At 60.8% G+C, this 21,412-nt stretch carries 17 protein-coding genes; 5 read left to right on the top strand and 12 right to left on the bottom strand.

All coding sequences use genetic code 11. The annotated features are described in order from the left end of the window. Positions 1-10: 10 nt before the first annotated feature. The 10 genes from E5K02_RS01395 to E5K02_RS01435 form a co-directional block, all read right to left on the bottom strand. Positions 11-547 (bottom strand): pyridoxamine 5'-phosphate oxidase family protein, encoded by a 537-nt coding sequence (locus tag E5K02_RS01395; protein WP_135391519.1) that lies wholly within the window; start codon positions 545-547, stop codon positions 11-13. 158 nt (positions 548-705) lie between these two features. Then, positions 706-1,200, bottom strand: coding sequence for a hypothetical protein (locus E5K02_RS01400; protein WP_135391520.1), 495 nt, complete (start codon positions 1,198-1,200; stop codon positions 706-708). A gap of 146 nt (positions 1,201-1,346) precedes the next feature. Beyond that, positions 1,347-1,757, bottom strand: a complete 411-nt coding sequence (locus E5K02_RS26205; RefSeq protein WP_394346411.1) for a DUF3592 domain-containing protein — start codon at positions 1,755-1,757, stop codon at positions 1,347-1,349. Between the two features lie 117 nt (positions 1,758-1,874). Beyond that, positions 1,875-2,297: a DUF3592 domain-containing protein gene (locus tag E5K02_RS01405; RefSeq protein ID WP_135391521.1), complete on the bottom strand. Its 423-nt coding sequence runs from the start codon at positions 2,295-2,297 to the stop codon at positions 1,875-1,877. A gap of 10 nt (positions 2,298-2,307) precedes the next feature. Then, positions 2,308-7,230: a DNA repair ATPase gene (locus E5K02_RS01410; protein ID WP_135391522.1), complete on the bottom strand. Its 4,923-nt coding sequence runs from the start codon at positions 7,228-7,230 to the stop codon at positions 2,308-2,310. 39 nt (positions 7,231-7,269) lie between these two features. Next, a complete protein-coding gene (locus tag E5K02_RS01415) occupies positions 7,270-7,692 on the bottom strand; it encodes an endonuclease domain-containing protein (RefSeq protein WP_135391523.1) in 423 nt (140 codons plus the stop codon). A 175-nt stretch (positions 7,693-7,867) separates the two neighbouring features. Next, on the bottom strand, positions 7,868-10,036 hold the full coding sequence (locus E5K02_RS01420; RefSeq protein WP_135391524.1) for a flotillin family protein: 2,169 nt from the start codon (positions 10,034-10,036) through the stop codon (positions 7,868-7,870). 71 nt (positions 10,037-10,107) lie between these two features. Beyond that, on the bottom strand, positions 10,108-10,758 hold the full coding sequence (locus E5K02_RS01425) for an OB-fold-containig protein (protein ID WP_167856238.1): 651 nt from the start codon (positions 10,756-10,758) through the stop codon (positions 10,108-10,110). Between the two features lie 60 nt (positions 10,759-10,818). Continuing rightward, complete coding sequence (locus tag E5K02_RS01430; protein ID WP_135391526.1) at positions 10,819-11,535, bottom strand: PspA/IM30 family protein; 717 nt, start codon at positions 11,533-11,535, stop codon at positions 10,819-10,821. A 20-nt stretch (positions 11,536-11,555) separates the two neighbouring features. Further along, a complete protein-coding gene (locus E5K02_RS01435; protein ID WP_135391527.1) occupies positions 11,556-11,954 on the bottom strand; it encodes a type III secretion system chaperone family protein in 399 nt (132 codons plus the stop codon). Between the two features lie 203 nt (positions 11,955-12,157). Between E5K02_RS01435 and E5K02_RS01440 the strand changes: the two genes are divergently transcribed. Both E5K02_RS01440 and E5K02_RS01445 read left to right on the top strand, forming a co-directional pair. Beyond that, positions 12,158-12,949, top strand: coding sequence for an XRE family transcriptional regulator (locus E5K02_RS01440; protein WP_135391528.1), 792 nt, complete (start codon positions 12,158-12,160; stop codon positions 12,947-12,949). 34 nt (positions 12,950-12,983) lie between these two features. Further along, a complete protein-coding gene (locus E5K02_RS01445; protein WP_135391529.1) occupies positions 12,984-13,856 on the top strand; it encodes an alpha/beta fold hydrolase in 873 nt (290 codons plus the stop codon). A gap of 246 nt (positions 13,857-14,102) precedes the next feature. Here E5K02_RS01445 and E5K02_RS01450 read toward each other — a convergent pair whose 3' ends face one another. Beyond that, complete coding sequence (locus tag E5K02_RS01450) at positions 14,103-15,095, bottom strand: J domain-containing protein (protein WP_135391530.1); 993 nt, start codon at positions 15,093-15,095, stop codon at positions 14,103-14,105. A 125-nt stretch (positions 15,096-15,220) separates the two neighbouring features. Beyond that, complete coding sequence (locus tag E5K02_RS01455; RefSeq protein ID WP_135391531.1) at positions 15,221-16,123, bottom strand: histone deacetylase family protein; 903 nt, start codon at positions 16,121-16,123, stop codon at positions 15,221-15,223. Positions 16,124-17,083: 960 nt separating this feature from the next. Between E5K02_RS01455 and E5K02_RS01460 the strand changes: the two genes are divergently transcribed. The 3 genes from E5K02_RS01460 (at position 17,084) to E5K02_RS01470 (ending at position 20,924) form a co-directional block, all read left to right on the top strand. Next, complete coding sequence (locus tag E5K02_RS01460; RefSeq protein ID WP_135391532.1) at positions 17,084-18,385, top strand: PcfJ domain-containing protein; 1,302 nt, start codon at positions 17,084-17,086, stop codon at positions 18,383-18,385. A 47-nt stretch (positions 18,386-18,432) separates the two neighbouring features. Continuing rightward, positions 18,433-19,956, top strand: coding sequence for a TROVE domain-containing protein (locus E5K02_RS01465; protein ID WP_135391533.1), 1,524 nt, complete (start codon positions 18,433-18,435; stop codon positions 19,954-19,956). 134 nt (positions 19,957-20,090) lie between these two features. Beyond that, positions 20,091-20,924, top strand: coding sequence for a TIGR02452 family protein (locus E5K02_RS01470; protein ID WP_135391534.1), 834 nt, complete (start codon positions 20,091-20,093; stop codon positions 20,922-20,924). The last annotated feature ends 488 nt before the right edge of the window (positions 20,925-21,412 follow it).

The following is a 21,412-nucleotide window of genomic DNA, read 5'->3' on the forward strand; positions in this document are numbered from 1 at the left end:
TGGGCCCGGCTCAGATACCGGTGGGCTTGCCGTCGATGCTGCGGGCGTTGCGGGTGTGCCAATACTGCGCTACCTGCTCGGGGCCGCCCTGCTCCATGTAGTCGTTTAGCTCGTCGCGCTCGGCCCGGTACTCGAAGAAGGGCACGGCCATGCCGCAGGAAGTTTGCACCAGATCCACCGTTACCACAACTATCTGCCGGGAGCCGGGCAGGGGCGGGAACAGCGGGAGCAGCTCGGCCCACTCCGCGTCGCGGGGGTGGTACACGGTGGCAGTGCCGTAGAGGCGCAGAATGTTGGGCTTGCCCTCGAAGGCGCACCACATCAGGGTAATGCGGTTTACCTCCAGCAGGTGGGCGGCGGTTTCGTTGCCGCTGCCGGTCAGGTTCAGCCAGGCCACGCGGTTGGCATCGAGCACGCGCAGGGTGTCATGGCCCTTGGGCGAGATATTGACGCGCCCATCCGCGGCGGCCGTGCCCACGAAAAACATGTGCTGTTGTTCGATAAAGGCTTGGATGTCGGCGCTGATGGTAGTGTATTGCTTGCCCATGAGGAAGAGGAGTTTGGTGGGTGAGCAAGGTAGGGCCGGGACGGGCTGGTACCAAGTATTCAAGAACAAGCCTACGCAGTAATAGAAGCGTTAGTGTAGCTTGAAATTCTTGTGGTATTATGAATAAATGCGCCCTTATGATAGGTGGGCGTAGGCTTCTATAGCTGCACTGATAGTTGCCAACTGGAAGACTTGGCCCGACTGATAATTTCTGGCACAGAGGTCATATAAGTTTCGCCCGTGAGGTTGTTACGCAGCGCTACCCGATGGCGGGAACCTAGTGCGTCGGCAGCAGCTATTTCGCTTTCGGTCAGGGCAAAGAAGAAGCCGGAGAAATCTGCTTTTACGCGAGCTTGGTTGGCGGTTTTCACCTCAATGAATATCATCTGAGGCAGTACTTTTCGTACTGCTTCCTCATCCGTAAAATCTACCTGCACGGCGTAGGGTAGTTCAATAGCGTCGAAGCTACTGGCCTTTATACTGATACCAGTGTCGCGCAGGGCTGCCAGCAGAGTCTTCAACTCTTTACCACGGGGCCTTGGCATCCAATTACTCATATTGTTAAGCGCCTGGATTTCACCGGCCGCTCCCTGTTGGTTGGCCAAGCGGGCCAGGTGAACACGCTTGGCATTTATTACATCAAGGGGCTTCATGCGAGGTGAGTTTAGGGTTAGAAAGGAAGTTGACGCGGCTGGTAATTAGCGTCAGCGGTAGAGATGTTTCGACAAGCTCAGCATGACAGTTAGCATGGCAACGTCAGCCAAGTGAGCTGGCTCCCGCTGGTCGACATGACAGGCTTTTACTTGCTACGTCTTCCGGATCGGGGTTCTTGCCCTTTGGCAAGGCGGTAAGTTTTTGGTTGGGTTCTAGATTTTACCAACACATCAAGACCTGCTACTATCACAAACTGCTCGGGTGCTGCTGGGAGGTAACATACTTCTACTGTTTGGCCTTTTTGAAAGTCGGTAACATGAACTCTTTCCTTCGAAGTCTGAGTCAGTATCCGACCATCAGTTGTCTTAAATCGGACGATAGGGTAACGGTGGAGTAGATCTAGACCGACAAAGTCCATCGCTATAACCTCGCCCTGCGTGCGGATGCCCTGTCTTAAAATATGTATTCTGCCGTAGGATTTTTTATTCGAAGAGAAGAGAGCAAACGCCATCATCAGGACAATAAAAGCACCCCAGGTAATAAAGATTAAGTCCATTATCCCCGCTTTAACGCCTCCCGAGCCCCACTTAGGCCACCGGCAATGCTTTCCAGCTTATCGAGCATCTGTAGGAGTTGGCCGGCGCCGGAGTTGCCGAATAAGTTGGTTGTTGGTTTACTGAGCTTTTGCCAAGCTAACAACTCCGGCTGTGAACAAGCTGGCACCGGCTAGTAGACAAAGCCATATAGTAGTACTTGACTCATCTACAGGGATAATAAAGTCTTTGTAATTGGTTGGGTCATAGCGTAGCAGAATGGTTTGCCCTGTTTGTAATTTATTGGCGAGGTTGCCACCCTCGTAAGGAAGGGTAATCCAATGCATATCTTGGGTGCTAAAGCTCACAATCGGAATACGAAGAATGTGTTCCTCCTCTTTTCTCTCCTCAACCCGAACAACAATTCCTTCCGCCTCAATGCCATACCTACGGAAGTATACCTTCCTACGCCAGTCTTTAAAAGCCGTGTAGAGGAATACAGGGCTTGCTAAGAGCAGTGCCCCTGGCGCTAGAGCATCAAGAATTGTGTCGATAGAATACACTGTCGTAGAATTACTCCCGCTTTAACACCTCCCGAATCCCACTCAGCCCACCAGCAATGCTTTCGAGCTTATCCAGCATCTGCAGGAGCTGGCCGGCGCCGGAGTTGCGGAGGTTGTCGCGGAAGGTGGCTTTGATTTCCTGCCAGCGGGTTTCCTCGGCGGGGGTGAGCCAGCCTAGCAACTCGCGCAGCTTGAGCAGGTTGGCTTCAGTGGCGCTGGTCAGGGTTTGGGCTTCGCTTTCGTAGTGAGCGGCCAGCAGGTCGGTTATTTCCTGGTCGTTCATCACGGGGCGCACCTTCTCGGCCAGCTTGTTCATGTTGCGGTAGGAGCCCTGCAACTTAAACGGCGGCTCGGTACGGTAGGCGTCGGCCTGGGCGGCGCTGGCAATGTAGGCCGCATTCACGCGGGCCACCACGTCGCGCAGGCGCAGCAGCTTTTGCAGCACCGCCACGTACTCGTTTAGCTCCTCGGGCGAGTGGTTGCCCTCCAGGCTCAGGCCGTCCTGCTGCCCGGTTTCGGCCAGGCGGATGAGGGCGGGCACGTCCTGGGGGCTCTGGGTGGCGAGGCGGCCCAGGGCGGCGTTGCTGGTGAGGGCGTTTTCGAGGTAGGAGAGGCGGAAGGCTTCCTCGGAGCCGGTGCTCAGGATGTCGCCGAGGTTGTAGATGTCGGCGCGGTTGGCCAGCATGTCGGGCAGCTGAAACACGTCGCCGCTTTCGGTGTAGGGGTTGCCGGCCATCACCACCGCTACCTTGCGGCCGCGGAAGTCGTAGGTGCGGGCGCGGCCCTCGTACACGCCCTCAATCTTGCGCTGGGCGTCGCAGAGCGAGATGAACTTCTGCAGAAACTCGGGGTTGCAGTGCTGGATGTCGTCCACGTAAATCATCACGTTGTCGCCCATCTCGAAGGCTAGGTTCAGCTTTTCCAGCTCCTGCCGCGCTCCGGCGTTGGGGGCCTGGGCGGGGTCTACGCTGGTTACGGCGTGCCCAATGGCCGGCCCGTTGATCTTCATGAAGATGAGGCCCAGGCGGTTAGCTACGTACTCCATGAGCGTAGTTTTGCCGTAGCCGGGCGGCGAGATGAGCAGGAGCAGGCCCATGAGGTCGGTGCGCTTGCCCTCGCCCGCCGTCCCGATCTGCTTGGCCAGGTTGGCCCCAATCAGCGGCAGATACACTTTATCAATCAGTTGATTGCGCACGAACGAGGTAAGCACCCGCGGGCGGAAATCTTCGAGGCGCATATCCTGGGCGGCCCGCACCAGCAGCTGCTTCTTCAGCTCCTGAAACTGTTCGAACTGTGGCACCAGCACCCGATCGTAGTGCAGTAGCCGGCGCCTGAAGTCGGGGAAGTTGAGGTGGTATTGGTTGGTGGTTTGTGGTTGTTGGTTGTTGGTTTCAATGCGCGGGTGGCTACCCTGGAAGCCGCTGAGGATTTCGCGCAGGGGCGTGTGCACCACCCGCGCCGAATCATACGTGCCGGTGAGCAGGAGCACGGCGCACTCGTTGCAGAAATCGGAGAGGGTAGCAGCGGCCGGGGCTTGGCGCAGGTAGGCCTGCAGCCACTGCCGGATCAGGGGCAGCTGGGCGGCGGGCTGGTCCTGTAGGCCCGTCACCGACTGCTGGAACAGCTCCGTGGCCTGGCGCTCCTGCAGCTGCTTTTGGAACTGCTGGTACAGCTCGGCGGCTTCGGCGGCAATGATGAAGGTGCCGGTGTGGGTCAGCTCGTGGAAAAGGTAGTCGCCGGCTTCCGCTACCTGGCCTAGGGTGAAGAGGCCGGTTTGCTGGGCAAAGGTTTCCACGGCGGCTTGCAGCTCGGTTTTCAGCTCATCGAACTCCTGCGAATCGGGGAACACCTGCAGCAGCACCCCAATGCCCTGAAGCTGCCGCTCCCAGTGGGCGCGCTGGTCGGGGTCGGCGAAGCGCAGCCAGTAGAGGGCCGCGGCGGCGCGGGTGTCGGCGGGGTAGCGGAGCAGGTCGGCGGTGCGGGTGAGGCGCACCAGGGCCGTGAGCAGCAGGGTGGCGTCGTGGTCGTGCACGCCTTTGAGGTAGCCTTCCTGGTAGCGCGCGGCCATGAACTGCTGCACGTAGGCCAGGAGTTCGGCAGCGCTGAGGTGGCCTAGCTCCGTTACGGACAGCACGGCGGGGCGGCCCGCTTCCGCATCGGCGGGCGCAGGGTGCTGGGCCGCCTGCAGAATGCGCCAGGCCAAAAACTCGGCCCGGTACACGTCCTGGTTTTCCGACACCACGGTTTGCTCCCACACTGGCCTAGCGGCCAGCAGGGTAGGGTCGGTTATCTTCTGGAAGAAATTAGTGCCGGTGAGGTGGTAGTGCAGGGCGTCGTCGCGCAGCACTACGGTCAGCTCCAGGGGCTGGGTATTCACGGTGAAGGCGTGGGGGCCGAACTTGAGGGTCTGGCCGCCATCGGCAAACAGGTCGGCCCGGTCGCGGAGCTGGCGCACGGCGTCTTCGCGCAGGGTTTTGAGGCGGCTCTGCACGTCGTCGGCCTTCACCGAGTCGCCGAGGTTAAGCAATTCCTGGGCGGTCTGGCGCACCTTCTCCACCATCACATCGGCGGCAAAGTACCCGTTGATATCCGCCACCGATTCCAGGCGGGTGAGGCGGCTCTGCACCGCTTTCAGCAGCCGCTCGGCGCTTTGCAGCAAGGCCGTGGCGCGCTGGTTGCGGGCGGCTACCAGGGCGGTTTTCTTCGACTCGAAGGCTTCTACCACCTGCTCGCGGCGGGTGGTGAGCTGCTCAATAAACTGGTCGAAGTCGGGAAACTTGCCTTCCAGCTCCTCCAGCTGCACCATGAGCTTGGTCAGGTACTCGTCGCACTTGGCGGGCGTGTCGGCCAGATCGAGGTAGTTGGTGAGGGCCTGTTCCAGCAGCTTGAGCTGGGCGGTAAACTCCGCCTGGGCCTCCGTGCCAGCCAGCGCCTGCCGCCGCCGTTTCAGCGCCGCCCGAATCTGGTTGAAGCGGGCGTACACCGTCGAGATGTTGTCGATGATGGCCGTGGTCTGGGTGGGGTCGGGGATGGGCAGGTTGCTCACTACCTCAATCAGCAGCTCCAGCTCCTGGGCCACGGCGGTGGCTTCCTGCTCGCGCTGGTCGGCCTCGATGGTTTTCTGCACCTGCTCCACGCCGTCGGCAATGGCCTGCACGCGCTGGGCGTAGGGCAGGAGGGCATCGAGCCTGAGCAGGAAATCCACGGTTTGGGTGGCTACTTCCTTGCTTAGCTCCCCTAGGCCAGTGGCGTGCTGTTCCACGGCCGGCAGCTCCACGTAGCGCAGCTCCTTCAGGGAAATTACCTCGCCCCGCACCCCGCGCAGCTCGCCCAGCAGCTGCACAAACTCCGTCACGGTGTCGGGCGCCGAGCGGCGGATGCGGCCCACCAGCTCGTCGGCCTTCTGGAAAACGGTTTGGGTTTGCTGGGCGGTGTTTTTGCGGATGCTCTGCACCTTCTCAAACTCCTCCACAGCGGCCGTGGCCGTCTGCCGGATGTCGCCCAGCGGCTCAGCCAGGGCCTGAGCGGCGGGCTCGCGCAGCCAGTGGTAGGCGTCGGTGAGGCTGGTCGTCTGGCGAATCAGGTCGAGGTAGAGGCCGGCGTAGGAATCGTCCTTGCTGGTCAGCGTCAGGACTTCCTGCACCTCACTCATGGCCCGCACAATCTCCTTGTTGCCCAGCTTGTAGAGGTAGGAATCGGAGGTGACGGGCAACTCGAAATCCGGGGCCGTGTAGGGCGTCTGCCAGATCTGCACGGCGTGGTGCTTCTTGGGCTCGTCGTCGGCGCGGAAGTAGCACAGCTCCCCATTCTCAAACAGGGCATAGCCGTGGCATACAATGGGGTTGTCGACGCGCTGGGCAATGCGGTTGTAGCTCAGCAGCAGGTAGGTGCCCTGGTCCTTGTTGTAGAACACGTACAGGAAATCCTCCCCGTTCGGCGACACCACGCGCTTTTCAAACAGCATCTCCCGCAGGCCGTTGTCGAAGAGCTTGTTGTCGCCGGTTTGCAGGTAGAAGCCGTGCGGAAAAATTAAGCCCTGCCCATCGGGCAGCAGCACGCAGGCATCGGCCAGGGCATCGAGGCGCTGCGCGGTTTTGAGCTTGAAGTTGAAGATGAAGTAGCGGTACTGCTGCTCCTGGTAAGGCCGGATCTTGAGCAGAATCAGGTTGCCCACTACCGCAAAGTAGATTTCCGAGTCGTCGAGGGTCTGGTCCTTGTCATCCACCGGCTCGCTCAGAATGCCCTGCCCGGTGCTGGTGTTGTCCTCAACTTTGATGGTCAGGTCGCCGCCAATGGTTTCCACGAACACCTTGTCCTCGATGCTGATGTGGGGGTGCTTGCCACCACGCTGCATGTCGCGGGTGGCTCGCTTCCACTGAAACTCGTGCTGGGGCGGAAAGGTGTACTCGTGGTCGGAGCGGTTGTCGAGGTAGGTGAGCGTGTCGCCCTGCACGAGCCACTTGAACGTCTTCACATCCGAGGCGCTCTTGCCCACCCGAAACACCATGAACAGGTGCGTGCCCAGCACCGCAAACTTCACGAACTGGGTGTTCTTGTAGTAGCGGTACAGGTTGCGAAACTCCTCCAGAAACTGCGGGTTCTGCAGCAGCTCCAGCCCCAGCGGCCGGAAGTCGTGCTCCGCGTACTCGTACACCCCAAACACGTCCGCTAAATCCGGCTCCGCCTTCAGCCCCAGCACCACGTTATACCCAAAGATGAACCGTTGCCCCACCGACACCATGTCCCAGGGCACGCAGTTGTTTTCCGTCGTAATGCGGCCGGTGCCTAGCAGGCGCGTATCCACGGCCCCAAACACCTGCTTGCGCTCCGTATTCAGCTTATCGAGGCGCTGGCGCAAGTCGGTGCTACTCTTGAGCAGGCGGTTGCGCAGGATTTCGTAGGTGCCGGTTTCGAGTTGGGTAGTTTGTTCCATAAAAGCAGCCCGAACATCAGCTAGAGCTAAGGCTAGAAACTAGTTCCCCTCCTCAGATGAGGAGGGGCTAGGGGTGGTTGATGATGGTAGAAAGGGATTCTGAAAGGCCGCTTCAATGGCAGCCAATACACTTTCGATATGCTGCACGACTAGATTATTCTCAAACCGCAACACTTTCAACCCTAGACTGCTTAAGTAAGCGTCCCGCTCCGCATCCCGCGCCTCGCCGCTAGCCGTGAAGTGTCCCGCTCCGTCTAGTTCTACCACCAGCTTTTCAGCCGGACAGTAGAAATCCACGATGTAAGGCCCGATTCCGTGCTGGCGGCGGAACTTGCGGCCGGCTAGCTGGCTGCGTTGGAGTGCTTTCCAGAGTAAGGCTTCTGCCGGAGTGAGGTTGCTGCGGAGCGTGCGACGGGTAGCCTCTTGATAGCCTAGGTTATGAATGTGATTTGTATCGGGCATAGCTATAGAAGCCTAAAGACTAGTTCCCCTCCTTAGATAAGGAGGGGCTAGGGGTGGTTGAAGCACTAGAGCTAGAAAACTAGAACTAGTAGGATGTTCAGACGCGCTGGTCAACCACCCCCAACCCCTCCTCATCTGAGGAGGGGAGCTAGTTTCTAGCAGAGGTAGTCGCTCTTTACTTCAGCTCCAGCATCTTGGCCGGCTTATCCCCAATCCCCAGGGCCGTGGCCGTACTAGCCAGCTCCGTGATGGTGTTACGGGTTGTATCGTCGCCGGCTTTGTGCATCATCTTCAGCAGCAGGGCCGAGACGCTCAGGTTCTTCATTTCCTCGGCCGAGAAGCCGAACTGGTCCACGAAGCGGCGCAGGTTGGTTTTGAAGTCGCCACCGCCATCCTGGGAGAAGAAGGCGTCTTTCACGGTGCCCAGCACTTCGCTGTTGTGCACGGTACGGTCCACCATCTTGCCTTTGGTGATGGAGCCGATGATCTGGTCGAAGAACATAGTTTCCCCACCCACGATGTCGATTTTGGCGGCTTTGAGGGCCTCGCCAATCACCTCGGCCTGCGAAGCGGCAATGTCTTTCTGAATGTTGATCTGGGCCAGCTCCACCGACTTGTCCTTGTCGAGGCGCAGCTTGAATTCCTCGTGGTCTTTGCCCACGCCGTCGAGCTTCTTCATGGCGTCGGCCTTGGCTTCGATGCCCTTGGCTTCCACGGCGAATTTCTGCTCTGATACGGCCGCTTCGGCCAAACCTTTCTTCTGGTCGGCGTCGGCTTTGGCCTGGATGATGTCGGCGTCGGCCAGGCCTTTCTCCCGGTTGATTTTGGCGGCTACCAGGCCCAGCTTCTCGTCGGCTTCGGCCTGGGCGCCGGCCTTGGCCTGAATGGCCTGAGCTTCGGCGGCGGCGGTGAGCTGCAATACGTTGGCCTGGGTTTCACCTTCCTTTTGGCGGGCGGTGGCCTTGGCCTGCATCACCTGGGCTTCGGCCAAACCCACGGCCGTGGCTTTGCTGGCTTCGGCTTCGGCCAGGGTCCGGATGGCCTGGCCCTTGAACTCGGCGGCGGCCTTTTCGGCTTCGGCGTCAATCAGGGCCTGCTTGGCGCGGAACTCAGCGGCCTGGCGCTCCATGTCGGCGTTGCCCACCAGGGCCACGGTGGCGGCTTCGGCCTGCTGCTTGGCGGCCGTGAGGGCTACGAGCTTTTCCCGCTCGGCCTGGGCCTGGGCGCGGGTATCCTTGATTTTCTCTTCTTCCTGCACCGTGGCTTTTTCCACCACCACCCGCTCCCGGATGATGGTCTGGATGTTCTTCCGCTCTTCTTCCAGGGCCTTTTCCTTTTCAATCTGGGCCAGGGCCACAATCCGCTCCCGCTCGTTGGCTTCCAGGGCTTTGGCCTGGGCTACCCGCTCGGTTTCCACCGCGTCGGTGCGCTGCTTGTTGCGCTCGGCTACCAGCACCTGCCGGTCCCGGTTCTGCTCGGCGATGCGCACTTCTTCCTCGGTGGCAATGCGGGCCTTTTCGCCCTTCAGGCGCTCTTCCTGCAAGACTTTTTCGGTTTCGGCCAGCTCCCGGGCCTTGATGTTGGCAATTTCCCGCTTCTGCTTTTCCTGGTTTTCCACCAGCTGCTTTTCGAGCTGCAGGATGGTTTCCTGAGCCTCCACGTCCTGCTTCTTGATGGTTTTCTGCTGCTCGCGCTGGATGGAGTTGGCCTGAATCTTCTGCTCCGAGGTCAGGGCAATGATTTTCTTGATGCCCTCGGCGTCCAGAATGTTATCCTGGTTCAGGGCCGTGAGCGGGGTTTGTTCCAGGTAATCAATGGCGCAGTCGTCGAGGACGTAGCCGTTGAGGTCGGTGCCGATGATGCGCAGGATTTCCTGTTTGAACTGCTCCCGGGAATTATACAGCTCAATAAAGTCGAAGTGCTTACCAACCGTTTTGAGGGCTTCGGAGAACTTGGCGTCGAAGAGGTTTTCCAGGGCGGCCGGGTCGGAGGCGCGGTGGGCCCCGATGCTCTGGGCCACGTTGAGCACGTCCTCGTGGGTTTTGTTGACCCGCACGAAGAAGTTCACCTTCACGTCGGCCCGCAGGTTGTCCTTACACACGAGGCCTTCGGAGCCGGCCCGCTGAATGATGATGGTCTTGAGCTTGATGTCCATTACCTCCATCTTGTGGAGTACGGGCACGATGAAGATACCGGTAAACGACACCTTCGTGTCGCCCATGCCGGTGCGCACCAGGGCCTCACCCTGCACGGCTTTCTTGTACATGCGCGCCACCACGGCAATGATGCCGAGCAGGAATACGCCGAGCAGCACCAGCACGGCGAGGGAAAGTTGACCAATCATAGGAGGGGAGGAGTAAAGTAGAATCAGTAGAAGAGGCGGTGAATTGTAAAAAACGACCAGGTCAGCCGGCTTTAGCGGGCGTCGTCGTGGTCGTAGGGCTCAATCAAATAGCAGCGGCTGCGGGCACTGTAGTCGATAATCAGGGCCGTGTCGCCCTTGTGCAGCTCGGTGGCGGCCGAGGCGGCTTTCACGTTGAGCATCAGCGTGTCGCCGTTGGCTTTTACCACGGCCTGGCCCAGGTGTTCGTGCGAGGCCGGCAGCAGCACCGTGCACACCTTGCCGATGGGGTTGGTGCCCGCCTGGTCTTTTTCCAGCACGGCGAAAAGCTTGACGAAGGGCGTAGTCAGCACCTTGGCTACCAGTAGGCTGCCGACAAACAGCGGCAGGCAAAACGCCAAACCCAGCAGCCAGGAGGTATTGTGGGTGTAGTAGTTGGTCAGGATGCTGCCCACCCAGAGCGGCAGAGCCACGAAGCTCACGAACACCATCAGCGGCACCCGGCCCAGGTTGAAAAAGGCCAGGGCGCTGTTGAGCCAGGCCACGCTCAGGTGCGGGTCGTTGGGCGCTTCGGTCAGGCCGCCGTCGGGGTCGAGGTGCAGGTCCAGGGTTTTAAAGTCGAGCAGCCCGAGAATAACCGTCAGCCAGTAGAGCAGCACGAAAATCAGCAAGCTCGTGGCCACCAGATTAGGCGGGGAAAGTGCGGCTTGGGCTAATTCGGTCATGGGCATAAAGAGGGCAGCTTAAAGGTAGAAAAAAGGCTGCGCGGGTCAACCATCAGCGGCTTATTGCGGGGGCGAATTCAGGCCCAGCTTGTCTTTCAGGGCCTGTAAGTCGGTGGCGGCCTGCCCGGCGCCGCTCTGCTGCAGGGCCTTGTCGATTTGCTGGTCGACGGTGCGGCTTTGCTGGGCAATCTGCCCGTAGGATTCAGCCAGGGCTTCTTCGGCGGCTACCCGCTCCTTCATTCGCTCCAGCAAGCTTACCGTGCCCGAGGAGTCAATCTGGGCCAGCTGCTGGTTGATGGTCTTGGTGGCGGTGCTCACCGTGACGCGGGCCTTGAGCGTTTTCAGCTCGTTTTCCCACTGGCTGATGGTTTGCTTGAGCTGCTGCACGTTCTGGTCGAGCTGGGCGGCCGAGGCGGCAAACTTCTCCTGGTCGGTGCTGCTGCGGGTGGCGTGGGCCTCGTTTTCGGCCTTTTTCAGCAGGGCTTCCCCGGCCAGCCGGTCAGCTTCGGCCGTGGGCAGGTCGCCCTTGTGGGCGCGCTGGAGCAGCAGCACGGCCTTGTTTTCGTAGTCCAGGGCCTTGGCGCGGAAGTCCTCGCCCTCGTTACGGGCCCGAATCACCATGGCCTTCACCTCGGCCAGGGCGTGCAGGCTCTTATCGAGGTCCTGGCGCAGGTCGCGCAGGCCCTGCTCGGTCATTTTGATAGGGTTTTCGAGCTGGTCGACGGCGGAATGGGCTTCCGACTGCCCGATTTTAAAGAGGCGGCTGAAAATGTTCATGGCGGTTGGGCTACGGGGATTTACGCTTTCGAAAAGGCAATCAGCTCGTCGCCGAATTCGCTCAGCAGCAGAGCCAGGGAGTTGAACACCGCTTCCAGCTCGGGCAAATCGAGGTGCTCAAGCTGGAGGGTGTCGCGGAAAATGACCTTGCGGCCCGAGTCGTCGAGCACGAAGGCGCCGTGGATGATGTCGCGGTTTTTCTGGAGCAGGCGCTGGTACACCTCGCAGCTCGGGCCGGGCAAATCCAGCAGGTGCTGCTCCAGAATCAGCAGGGGCTCGCCGCAGCCCAGCACCAGGTGCTCGATGCCCAGCTCGGGCCGGCTCACGACCAGAATATGTGCGGCCGGGTCCTGGTGGTGAATGTCGAAGCCGAGCTCCAGTAAGTAGCGGTAAATTTTGAGGAAGTAGGCGTCGGCCATAGCAAGTACTGAGGTGGAAGAATAGGCGTAAAAGGTAAGGAAAGCTGGGCGGTTGGCGGCGCGGAGGGAGGATTGTTAGCTAATGGCTCAAGAAAATAGCCAATTGATAAATGTAGTTGGTGGTTATGTGGTAGCTTTACGGTGCAAGTGTACTCAAAGTTTGAGAGGTGCTCAAGTTTTGAGCGAAATATTTTTTCCCTGCTATGTCCTACGTTGGTAAGAACATCCGCAAGATTCGAACGGTTAAGAAGCTGAGTCAGGCGGCTTTTGCCGAATTATTTGGGTTGGCCCGGCCCAGCGTGGGTGCCTACGAAGAAGGCCGCTCCGAACCCAAAATGGAGACCTTGATTCAGATTGCTCAGCATTTTGGCTTGTCCGTCGACTTGCTACTAACAAAAGAGCTAACGGTAAATGAGCTCTACCACTTCGATATTTACCAGAAAGAAGCCCTGCCCGCACCTACCGCTCAGCCCGCCGCCCGGGCCGACCAGCAGCCCAGCGTGACGCCCTTCGTGCCAGCCGCCCGTTTGCTCGAATACATTGTGCAGCACCACAGCGCGGCCTTCCTCGACGCGCTGCCCCCGCTTACTTTTCCGCACAGCCTGGGGCCAGCTACCCGGGCCTTTGAAATCGTAGGGGCCGAAATGCAGCACCAGCAGCAGGGGCTGCGCCACCAGGACGTTATTCTGTGCCGCCGCGTGGATCTGGCCGCGCCCAACCTGCGGGTACAGCGCATCTACGCCTTCGTCACCCAGAGCAAGCTGCTGGTGCGCCGCCTCTCCGAGCGCCTCTCCGACACCCGTCTGCGGCTGCGGGCTGATAACCCCGACTACGGCTCCGAGGAATTTGCCCTCGACCAGGCCCTGGAAATCTGGGAGGTAAAGGCCGTATTTACCACTCATTTACGGCCCCCATCCACGATGGAAGAGCGGCTCACGCGCCTGGAGCGGCAGGTGGAAGAGTTGCTGGCCCGCCTGGGTGAGCAGGAGGACTAAGCCAGAGTCGGCGGGAGTGCGGATATTTGCTCGTATGACACCCCCCATTACACCGGCGCCGGTGCCAACGGCCCTAAAGCTGCTCCGGCTGAAGTTTCGGTTGTTGACCGTTATTTCTACCACAGTCGCCTTTCAATCAGCGTGGCGGCTGTTTACCACGCCGCGTAAGCTAGCAGTCAAGGTTTGGGAAGCCGCGGCCCTGGCTGATGCTCGGCGGTTTGAAGTGCCGTTTGAGCAGGGGCACGTAGTTGCCTACGAGTGGAACCCCGCGGGGAAGCGCACCGTGCTGCTGGTGCACGGCTGGGAACACCGGGCCAGCTTCTGGGGGGCCTTTGCCCAAGGCTTAGTAGCGGCCGGCTACCGGGTAATAGCCTTTGATGGGCCGGCCCACGGTGCTTCCTCGGGCCGGCGCACTACCCTGCCCATGTTTGGAGCTGCCATTCAGACCGTGGCTGACCAAGTAGGGCCAATCTGGGGCGTGGTGGCGCACTCGTTTGGGGCCGCGGCCACGGCGGGGCTGCCAGTGCACTTTAATAATGGCCAGTTGCTGCCACGGCTAGTGCTGCTGAGTGTGCCGGGCAGCACGCCGGCCGTGTTTCAGCGCTTTGCCGACCTGCTCGAGCTGCCCGGCAGTGTATTGGCCCGCATGACGGAGTTTGCCGAGGCCCGGCACGGCCGCCGCTCCGAAAGCTACAGCCTAACCCAGGTGGGCCACCAAGTGCCGGCCGAGCGGGCCTTGCTGCTCCACGACCGGGCCGACGAAACCATTCCTTTCCACGAAGCCGAGGCCATTGCCCGCAGTTGGCCCGGCCTCGACTTCCGACCCACCACCGGGCTGGGTCACAACCGCATCATGCGCGACCCGGACGTAATCAGCCAGGTAGTAGCGTTTTTGCAGCCCGAATGAGGTGCCGCTGCGGCGGGCAGTGTGCTACACCACGTGTCCTTGTGAGGAGGTACGACATTCCGCGCATCAAGCGGCGTCAATCCGTCCGCGGAAATGTGCGGAGCAACCTTAACTGAAAAGCCCTTACTACACGCAGTAGTAAGGGCTTTCTGGTAAAAGAGTATTGGTCACTGCGCAGAGGCCGGATTGCTTCGTTCCTCGCAACGGCACGTTTTTCTATTGCTCCCATTCAACCACCTCGATACACTAAATAGTGTCATGGCCCTCGGCGGCGAGTTGGCGGAGCAGGTCGCGCATCTCGGTGGGTTCTTGGAGTAGGGGCAGGATGCGCTGTAGATATTCGGCTTCGGCCCGCAGGTGGCGCTTCACCTGACGCAGCTCGGCTTCCTGCTTTTTGCCGGTGGCCGCAAAGGCGTTGCTCGTGCCGTATTTAAGTTCATTCATACGCTGCTTGAGTTCGTCCTGCTGTTGGCGCAGGGCCTTGGTATAGCGAGCCAGCAAGTCTTCCGACTCGGAGTCGGTGCTGCCGGGCGCGTGCTCGGAAAGCAGCTGTAATAGGGTGTACAGGTCGTTGGCCTCGTAAGCCCGGGTGATTTGCTGCATCCGCTCGGTTTTTTCCTGGGCCAGGGCGGGGTCGCGCTCCAGGTCGGGGTGGTTGGCCCGGGCCAGCTGCCGATACAGATTCTTGGTGTTGCCCAGCAGCTTCTGCTGCTCTTCCAACGCTGCTTTTTCGGCCTCCCGGGCTTTTTTGCTCTTGGCTTGGCGCTTTTGCGGTCCGGAGGCACCCGGGCTAGTTGCCGCCGAATCGACTGGTGGCTGGTCGGCGGTTTTTTCCGGCGAATTCATAGCTCGTGCAGCTGCGTGACGCTGCACGATATCCGCTACGTCTTCCCCAAACCGGTTTTGCAGCGACTTGGCATTGTTCAGAATCAACTCTTCAATCTGGCGGTGCTCGGCGCGGCTGAAGTAGGGCAGGAGCAGGGCTTCTTCCAGCGGTTCAAACAAGCCGCGGCGGGCCGCTACTACCGTTTGCGCCAGGGGCCCGACCTGCTGCCAGTAGCGGCGCCGGCCCTCCGCTTGCCCGGTTTCCAGCTCCCGCAGCCGTTCCCGCAGGTTTTCCACATCCTGAATGGCCTGGCGGAACGCCTGCTGAGCGGGCGTGCCCGGGGCTGTTTCCGGTACGCGGGTTGGCAAAGCGTTGGCAGCGGGCAAGTCGGTGGCGGGGTTGTGCAGGTTCATAGCGCAAAGGTAACGCAGCAAACCAGGTGTAAGGCGAAGTGGCACTTCGCGAATCGTTGCACGACAACCGGTAGGGCAGTAGCAAGGGCTTGCCAAATGCAGCTTCGCTTGGTAAGCGTACTTGCTCACCCAAACAGCTCGTACGCTACCCGAAAGGTGTTGCAGTGGGCATCCACAATGTCGCCGATTCGCTCGGAGTAGCCCCCGCCCATGCTCACGGCCACGGGCAGGCGGTGTTGCTTACACAGGCCCAGCACAAACTCGTCCCGGGCCCGACAGCCGGCTTGGGTCAGGGCCAGTTTGCCGAGCTTGTCGGTGGCCAGTACATCCACGCCGGCCTGGAAAAATACGAAATCAGGCTCCACCTGCTCCAGCAGACCCGGCAGCACGGCCGTAAGCTGCTGCAGATACCCCGCATCGTCAAGACCCAGGGGTAGGGCCACGTCCAGGTCCGACTGCTCCTTGCGCAGCGGGTAGTTGGCTCCGGCGTGCATGCTGAAGGTAAACACACGGGGCTCGTGCTGGAAAATGCGGGCCGTGCCGTCGCCTTGGTGCACGTCCAGATCCACGACCAGCACCTGCTGTGCCAGTCCGTGGTGCAGCAGGTGGGCGGCGGCAATGGCAAGGTCGTTGAGGACGCAGAATCCTTCGCCCCGGTCGGCAAAGGCATGGTGGGTTCCGCCGGCCAGATTCAGGCCAATACCATCGAGCAGAGCCCGCCGCGCCGACTGCAGCGTGCCCGCCGAGCTGCTCAACGAGCGAAGCACGAGCCGCTCGCTCTGCGGCAACCCCAGGCGGCGCACTTCCTGAATCGAAAGCTGCTGGTCGCGCACCCTGCGCCAGTACTCGGGGGTGTGCACCCGCAGCACGTCTTCCTCACTGCACAGCCCCGGGTCGTAGAAGTCGTGGGGTGGGGCAATGCCTTGCCAGAGCAGCTGCTCCCGAATCAGTTCGTACTTGGCAATGGGAAAACGGTGGCCGGCGGGTAAGTCTAACGTATAACGCTCGGATGTGGCAAGGCAGGGCATAACTCGGCAAAACAGGGAGGCAGGAACGTCCTTCTACGGCAGCGCCGGCCCGCGGGGGCAAATGGCTTCTGCCGTTACCCTAGGGGCATTGGTGATTATCTTAGGTAAACTAGGACCGCCTGTTCTACCCGATATTCAGTTGCTGCGGCAGCCTAACGCACGTTGTTGTGTGACTATTTTTTATTCGAACAGGAAAGCCATGCTGAATTTATGTAGTGTTCCTGAGCGATATGCATACTCGTTGAACTAGTCTATTCGTAACTCAATCATTGAACCTGTTTTGCGCTGAAAAAAAATATTTAAATTATTTTTCGAACTTATTTGGTGGATACAAAAACTCCCTTCATATTTGCATCACTCAACCACTAAACGACAACTCAAAACCATGCTCCGCTCCTTTAACTACACCAGCAAGCAAGAAGGTATGAAGCCAGGGGCTTCCGCCTCGGTTCGGTATAGCTAAGTAGCAGCAGGTTTTCCTGATACTTCCGCCACCCGAACCCCAGAAGGTTCGGGTGGTTTGTTTTTCAGCCCTTTATATCCTTCGGCCATGTACCTCTTGCAGGACAGCTTTACTCACCAATCGGAATCCAAACGGCCACTGCGCCGGGACTGGAACGGGTGCGGCCGGGATTTTTTGTCGAACAATTCTCGTAGGTAAATACTACGTGACTGATTCGTAAAAAAGCCCGGTTTCTCCCTGAAGCCGGGCTTTTTTATACTTATAAATTCGCGGAAAAATAATTTCCCGCGACGCGGAAAAGCTATGCCTAATTGGTAAAGTATTAAATTAAGAATCGCGTCAAATTTGCGATAAATGCGAATTTAATTTCCCGCTCTTTTAAAATAAAACATCATGTACGAAAGCTTCAGAATTTTACTCGCTACGCCTACTGCCAAGGCCACGTCTCACTCTGATTTTTCAATCGGTAATATCCCTCGTGCAGGGAATCCACCCGGATGTCTAACCGCCACAAGCCCGTACCCTATTCCCTCTGGGAAGCCCAACAGGCCCGCATAGTACTTGCCGCGTCTAAGCGCCTGAACTGGCGCCGCTGGACTCTCCCCGAGCAGGTCGAGCACCTGCTCTCCCTCTACGGCCCGCTGCCGCTCATCGAAGCCCGATTGGGTGAACAATCGGCGCTGACTGCCTTTTACCGCCACTGCCTGCACGAAAAGCAAGGCCCGTGGCGTGACCAGTGCGCCGGCTTGCTCCGGGGCCTGGCCCAGAAACGGACCGAGCTATTGTGGCGGCCCGAACTGGCCCCAGCCCTGGCAGCAGTGGCCAAGTGTATGCCCCACCGCTGCCGGCAACTGGCCGACTGGCACCCCCGCAGCCGCAACCCGTTTCGGCAGCTGGAAAGCCTGGTGCGCCACCTCTTCGACCAGTACGGCGACGTGCCGGCCTGGCTGATCAACTCCTGGACGGCGGGCCGCCTGCACGACGGCCTCGACGTGGCTGCCCTGACCGTTCACCTCGGGCGGGGAGAAGCGCTACGCACCTTTCCGGGGCTGCCAGTGCCGCTGAGTCGCAAGACGGAACACTACCTGCGCCTGGCCCCAGCGGGCTACACGTTTCTGCACGCTTTGCGCTACGCCCAGCTCGCCGCCCGCGACCAACTCGGCTGGCTCGGGCCGGTGCTCGACTCCCGCCTGGGCCGGTGCCTGGGGCGCGACGATGAGTTCTGGCTGCGCGTGGTGGACTTTTTTGCCGCGGCCCCCATGGTCGACCCCTACCAGCTGGGGCCCGTGTGCGACTGGATTCACCAGAAGCGGACCGTGGGCCTGGGCGACGAGCAGGCCCAGCCGGGCTTCTCGCTCAAGGGCCGCTCCATGCATAGTCTGCTGGCGCACACGGCGCAGTGGCACCAGCACCTCAGCCAAGCCGCCCGCCGGCCGCCCGAGCCCAGCCTGACGCTGAGCACAAGCTGGGAGCCGTTGCCGGTGCCCGACTTTGCCGGGGGCGGCAAGTTTCCGGTACGCATCACCCAGCTGCGCACCTACGGCGAGTTGCTAACGGAAGGCCGCAGCCTGCGGCACTGCGTGGCGTCTTATCTGGACGCCTGCCGGCGGGGGCGCAGCGGCATCTTTTCTCTGACCCTCAACGGCACCCGCACCGTGACGCTGGAAGTGCAGGCCAACCGTACCGTGGTGCAAGCCCGGGGCCTGTTCAACCGCCGCCCCAACGATGAGGAAGCCCTCTGGGTGCAACGCTGGGCTGCCCATAACCGCCTGCTGGTGCCCAGGCACCTGCTGAGTTAGGTAGCTGTCAGTCGCTGAAACTCAATATCTCACAACTTCACCCCGTCATGCGCTTCAATCTACCCTTCCGCAAAGTGCAACCGGTCCTCAACCACGAAGGCGCGGTAGCTTATACCCTCACGCCCCAGCTGGAGCTGTACGCGGCCGTAGCCACGGCCGCCCTGAGCGACCAGTTTTACGAAAAAGCCGACACCCGCTTGCAACGCCTGCGCGAGTTGGTAGCCCGCAACGACCCCGAATTCGTGGCCCGGCTGGCCGTGTACGCCCGCGAGCAGCTTTACCTGCGCACCGTACCCTTGGTGCTGACCGTGGAGCTGGCCCGCCGGCACCAAGGCAACAGCCTCGTGAGCCGCCTGGTGGCCCGGGTGGTGCAGCGCGCCGACGAAATCACCGAGCTGCTGGCCTACTACGCCCGGGCCAACGAGCGGGACGGAGCCAAAACCCTTAACCGTCTTTCCAAGCAAGTGCAGAAGGGCCTGGCTATGAGCTTCAACCGCTTCGACGGCTACCAGCTGGCCAAGTACGACCGGTCCGGGCCGGTGCGCCTGCGCGACGCCCTGTTCCTGGTGCACCCCACCGCCCGCGACGCCGAGCAGCAAGCCTTGTTCGACCAGCTCGTGCAGGGTACTTTGCCCACCCCTTACACCTGGGAAACCGAGTTGTCGGCCCTGGGCCAGCGGGGTTTTGCCTCGGCTGAAGAGCGGGCCGCGGCTTTCCGTAGCACCTGGGAAACCCTGATTAGCAGCGGCAAGCTGGGCTACATGGCCTTGCTGCGCAACCTGCGCAATATCCTCGACGCCGGCGTGTCGGCTGGAGCCGTGGAGCGGGTGTGTGCTACGCTCAGCAACGAGCAGGCCGTGGGCCGCGCCAAGCAGCTGCCCTTCCGCTTCCTGGCCGCCTACCGCGAGGTGCTGGTCTTGAAGTCGGGCTACGTGAGCGTGGTGCTCGAAGCCCTAGAAACGGCCATTGCCCACAGCGTGGTCAACCTGCGTGGCTTCGCGGCCGATACCCGCGTGGTAGTGGCCTGCGACGTGTCGGGCTCGATGCAGCAGCCGGTGTCGGCGCGCAGCAAAGTACTGCTCTACGACGTAGGCCTGGTGCTCGGGATGCTGTTGCAGAGCCGCTGCGGCCACGTCGTGACGGGCATGTTCGGCGACACGTGGAAGCGCATCAGCCTGCCCCGGGGCCGGACCCTGCAAAACGTGCAGGAGTTCTACCGCCGCGAAGGCGAGGTGGGCTACAGCACCAACGGGCATCTGGTCATCAAGGACCTGGTGCAGCGCCGGGAGGTGGTAGATAAGGTGATGATCTTCACTGACTGCCAGCTCTGGAACAGCACCGGCGACGGCGGCACCCTGGCCCAGGCCTGGCTGGACTACCGCCGCACCGTGGCGCCCCAGGCCCGGCTTTACCTCTTCGACTTGGCCGGCCACGGCTCGGCCCCGCTCGAAGTGCGCGAAGGCCACGGCGTGGCGCTGATTGCCGGCTGGTCGGATAAAGTATTCGATGTGCTGCAGGCGCTGGAAAACCAGGGCTCGGCGCTAACTGAAATTGAAAAAATTGAACTGTAGGAGAGGGCCTGATTGAGTTCCGCTTTTCTCTTGCCATACTCCCCCCAACGCTACGACCCTTCAAGCGGTACGGAGCGGCGGTAATCCGGCCGCTGCTCCTCGCCTTAAGGAAGTCCGACTATTCCTGCCCCCTTATGAACCGTGAACAACGTCAACACCTGGCCCGCCTCACCCTCGAAGCCCTCAACACCGGCCGTTACCATACGGGTAGCGGCACGGAAGTCAGCATCGAGGCCTGGCAACACGCTGCCATGCAAGGCAGTCTGCTCTACCGGCCGGCGGACGCCACAGCGGTGGGGCAGGAACCCGGACTCGCCGGAAACGCCCAGGGCGAAGTGCGCGTGTACCAGGCCACCACGCTCGAAGCGGCGGCGGCCCTGAGCCGGCAATTTGCCCGCGTCGGGGTGCTCAACTTTGCCTCGGCCCGCAACCCTGGCGGCGGGTTTTTGGGCGGAAGCCAGGCCCAGGAAGAAAGCCTGGCCCGCTCCTCCGGCCTGTATCCGTGCATTGCCCAATTCCGGGAAATGTACGAGCACAACGCCCACCTCAACGGCTTCTACAGCGACTACGCCATCTACTCGCCCGGGGTGCCGGTGCTGCGTACCGACGCTGGCGACTGGCTTTCGGAGCCCTACCGCGTCGACATCATCACCTCGCCGGCCGTGAATGCCGGGGCGCTGCGCCGCAATTCGCCCGAGCTGCTGCCGGAGCTGGAGCCCACCATGCGGCGGCGCATCCGGCAGGTGCTGGGCATGGCCGCCCGCCCCGGCTGCGAGGCCCTGGTGCTGGGCGCCTGGGGCTGCGGCGTCTTCGGCAACGACCCGGCTCAGGTGGCCCGGCTGTTTGCCGAAGCCCTGACCCAGCCTGGCTGGCGCAACCAGTTCAAGCGCATCGACTTTGCCATCTTCGACCCCAACGCTCCGCACGCCGTGCTTGGCGCGTTTGAGGCCGAGCTGGCCGGCGTGTAAGCTCTGGGTTGACCGCTGTAGAGACGTATGCGTGCGTCTCCTCGTTGAACGACAATCCTACACCAGCCGCAACGGTGGAGACGCACGCATACGTCTCTACACGCGGCTGGCACTCCCTTTCACTTCTAAAGCCAACCTAGTCGGGGGCCTAAATGCATAGCCAATCGGGCCGGGCCCGCCTCCGACTATTGGGTAACCAACTCTTAGCCAGGTGCCGTAGCAGGGCGTTACTTCGGGGAGTTTTCAGGCTGTTCGGCAACGAGCGGTTACGGGTTCGAATCCCGCGCGGTGGTTTAGGCCGCCGTAGGAAAACATTCGCTGGCGTCTGTTGCCCTTGCTTTGGGTTGACTTTAGCAAGCAAAATATCCCGCCGGGTGTCGTCGGGAAGCGTTCCTTCGGGTCGCGGGTTCGAGTCCCGCCTGTTGCCGTCTGGTTCTTCAGCGGCGAGAGTAGCTCAGTTGGTTAGAGCGGAAAGGCTGCGGCCGCGC

It is taken from the genome of Hymenobacter metallicola, assembly GCF_004745645.1.
In the GTDB taxonomy this organism is placed as follows: domain Bacteria; phylum Bacteroidota; class Bacteroidia; order Cytophagales; family Hymenobacteraceae; genus Hymenobacter; species Hymenobacter metallicola.

Excerpts from the sequence above, each read along its gene's own strand:
- E5K02_RS01425 (WP_167856238.1), bottom strand. The coding sequence starts at position 10,758 with ATGACCGAATTAGCCCAAGCCGCACTTTCCCCGCCTAATCTGGTGGCC.
- E5K02_RS01440 (WP_135391528.1), top strand. The coding sequence starts at position 12,158 with ATGTCCTACGTTGGTAAGAACATCCGCAAGATTCGAACGGTTAAGAAG.
- E5K02_RS01410 (WP_135391522.1), bottom strand. The coding sequence starts at position 7,230 with ATGGAACAAACTACCCAACTCGAAACCGGCACCTACGAAATCCTGCGC.
- E5K02_RS01400 (WP_135391520.1), bottom strand. The coding sequence starts at position 1,200 with ATGAAGCCCCTTGATGTAATAAATGCCAAGCGTGTTCACCTGGCCCGC.
- E5K02_RS01455 (WP_135391531.1), bottom strand. The coding sequence starts at position 16,123 with ATGCCCTGCCTTGCCACATCCGAGCGTTATACGTTAGACTTACCCGCC.
- E5K02_RS01435 (WP_135391527.1), bottom strand. The coding sequence starts at position 11,954 with ATGGCCGACGCCTACTTCCTCAAAATTTACCGCTACTTACTGGAGCTC.
- E5K02_RS01430 (WP_135391526.1), bottom strand. The coding sequence starts at position 11,535 with ATGAACATTTTCAGCCGCCTCTTTAAAATCGGGCAGTCGGAAGCCCAT.
- E5K02_RS01450 (WP_135391530.1), bottom strand. The coding sequence starts at position 15,095 with ATGAACCTGCACAACCCCGCCACCGACTTGCCCGCTGCCAACGCTTTG.
- E5K02_RS01420 (WP_135391524.1), bottom strand. The coding sequence starts at position 10,036 with ATGATTGGTCAACTTTCCCTCGCCGTGCTGGTGCTGCTCGGCGTATTC.
- E5K02_RS01460 (WP_135391532.1), top strand. The coding sequence starts at position 17,084 with ATGTCTAACCGCCACAAGCCCGTACCCTATTCCCTCTGGGAAGCCCAA.
- E5K02_RS01415 (WP_135391523.1), bottom strand. The coding sequence starts at position 7,692 with ATGCCCGATACAAATCACATTCATAACCTAGGCTATCAAGAGGCTACC.
- E5K02_RS01465 (WP_135391533.1), top strand. The coding sequence starts at position 18,433 with ATGCGCTTCAATCTACCCTTCCGCAAAGTGCAACCGGTCCTCAACCAC.
- E5K02_RS01395 (WP_135391519.1), bottom strand. The coding sequence starts at position 547 with ATGGGCAAGCAATACACTACCATCAGCGCCGACATCCAAGCCTTTATC.
- E5K02_RS26205 (WP_394346411.1), bottom strand. The coding sequence starts at position 1,757 with ATGGACTTAATCTTTATTACCTGGGGTGCTTTTATTGTCCTGATGATG.
- E5K02_RS01445 (WP_135391529.1), top strand. The coding sequence starts at position 12,984 with ATGACACCCCCCATTACACCGGCGCCGGTGCCAACGGCCCTAAAGCTG.
- E5K02_RS01470 (WP_135391534.1), top strand. The coding sequence starts at position 20,091 with ATGAACCGTGAACAACGTCAACACCTGGCCCGCCTCACCCTCGAAGCC.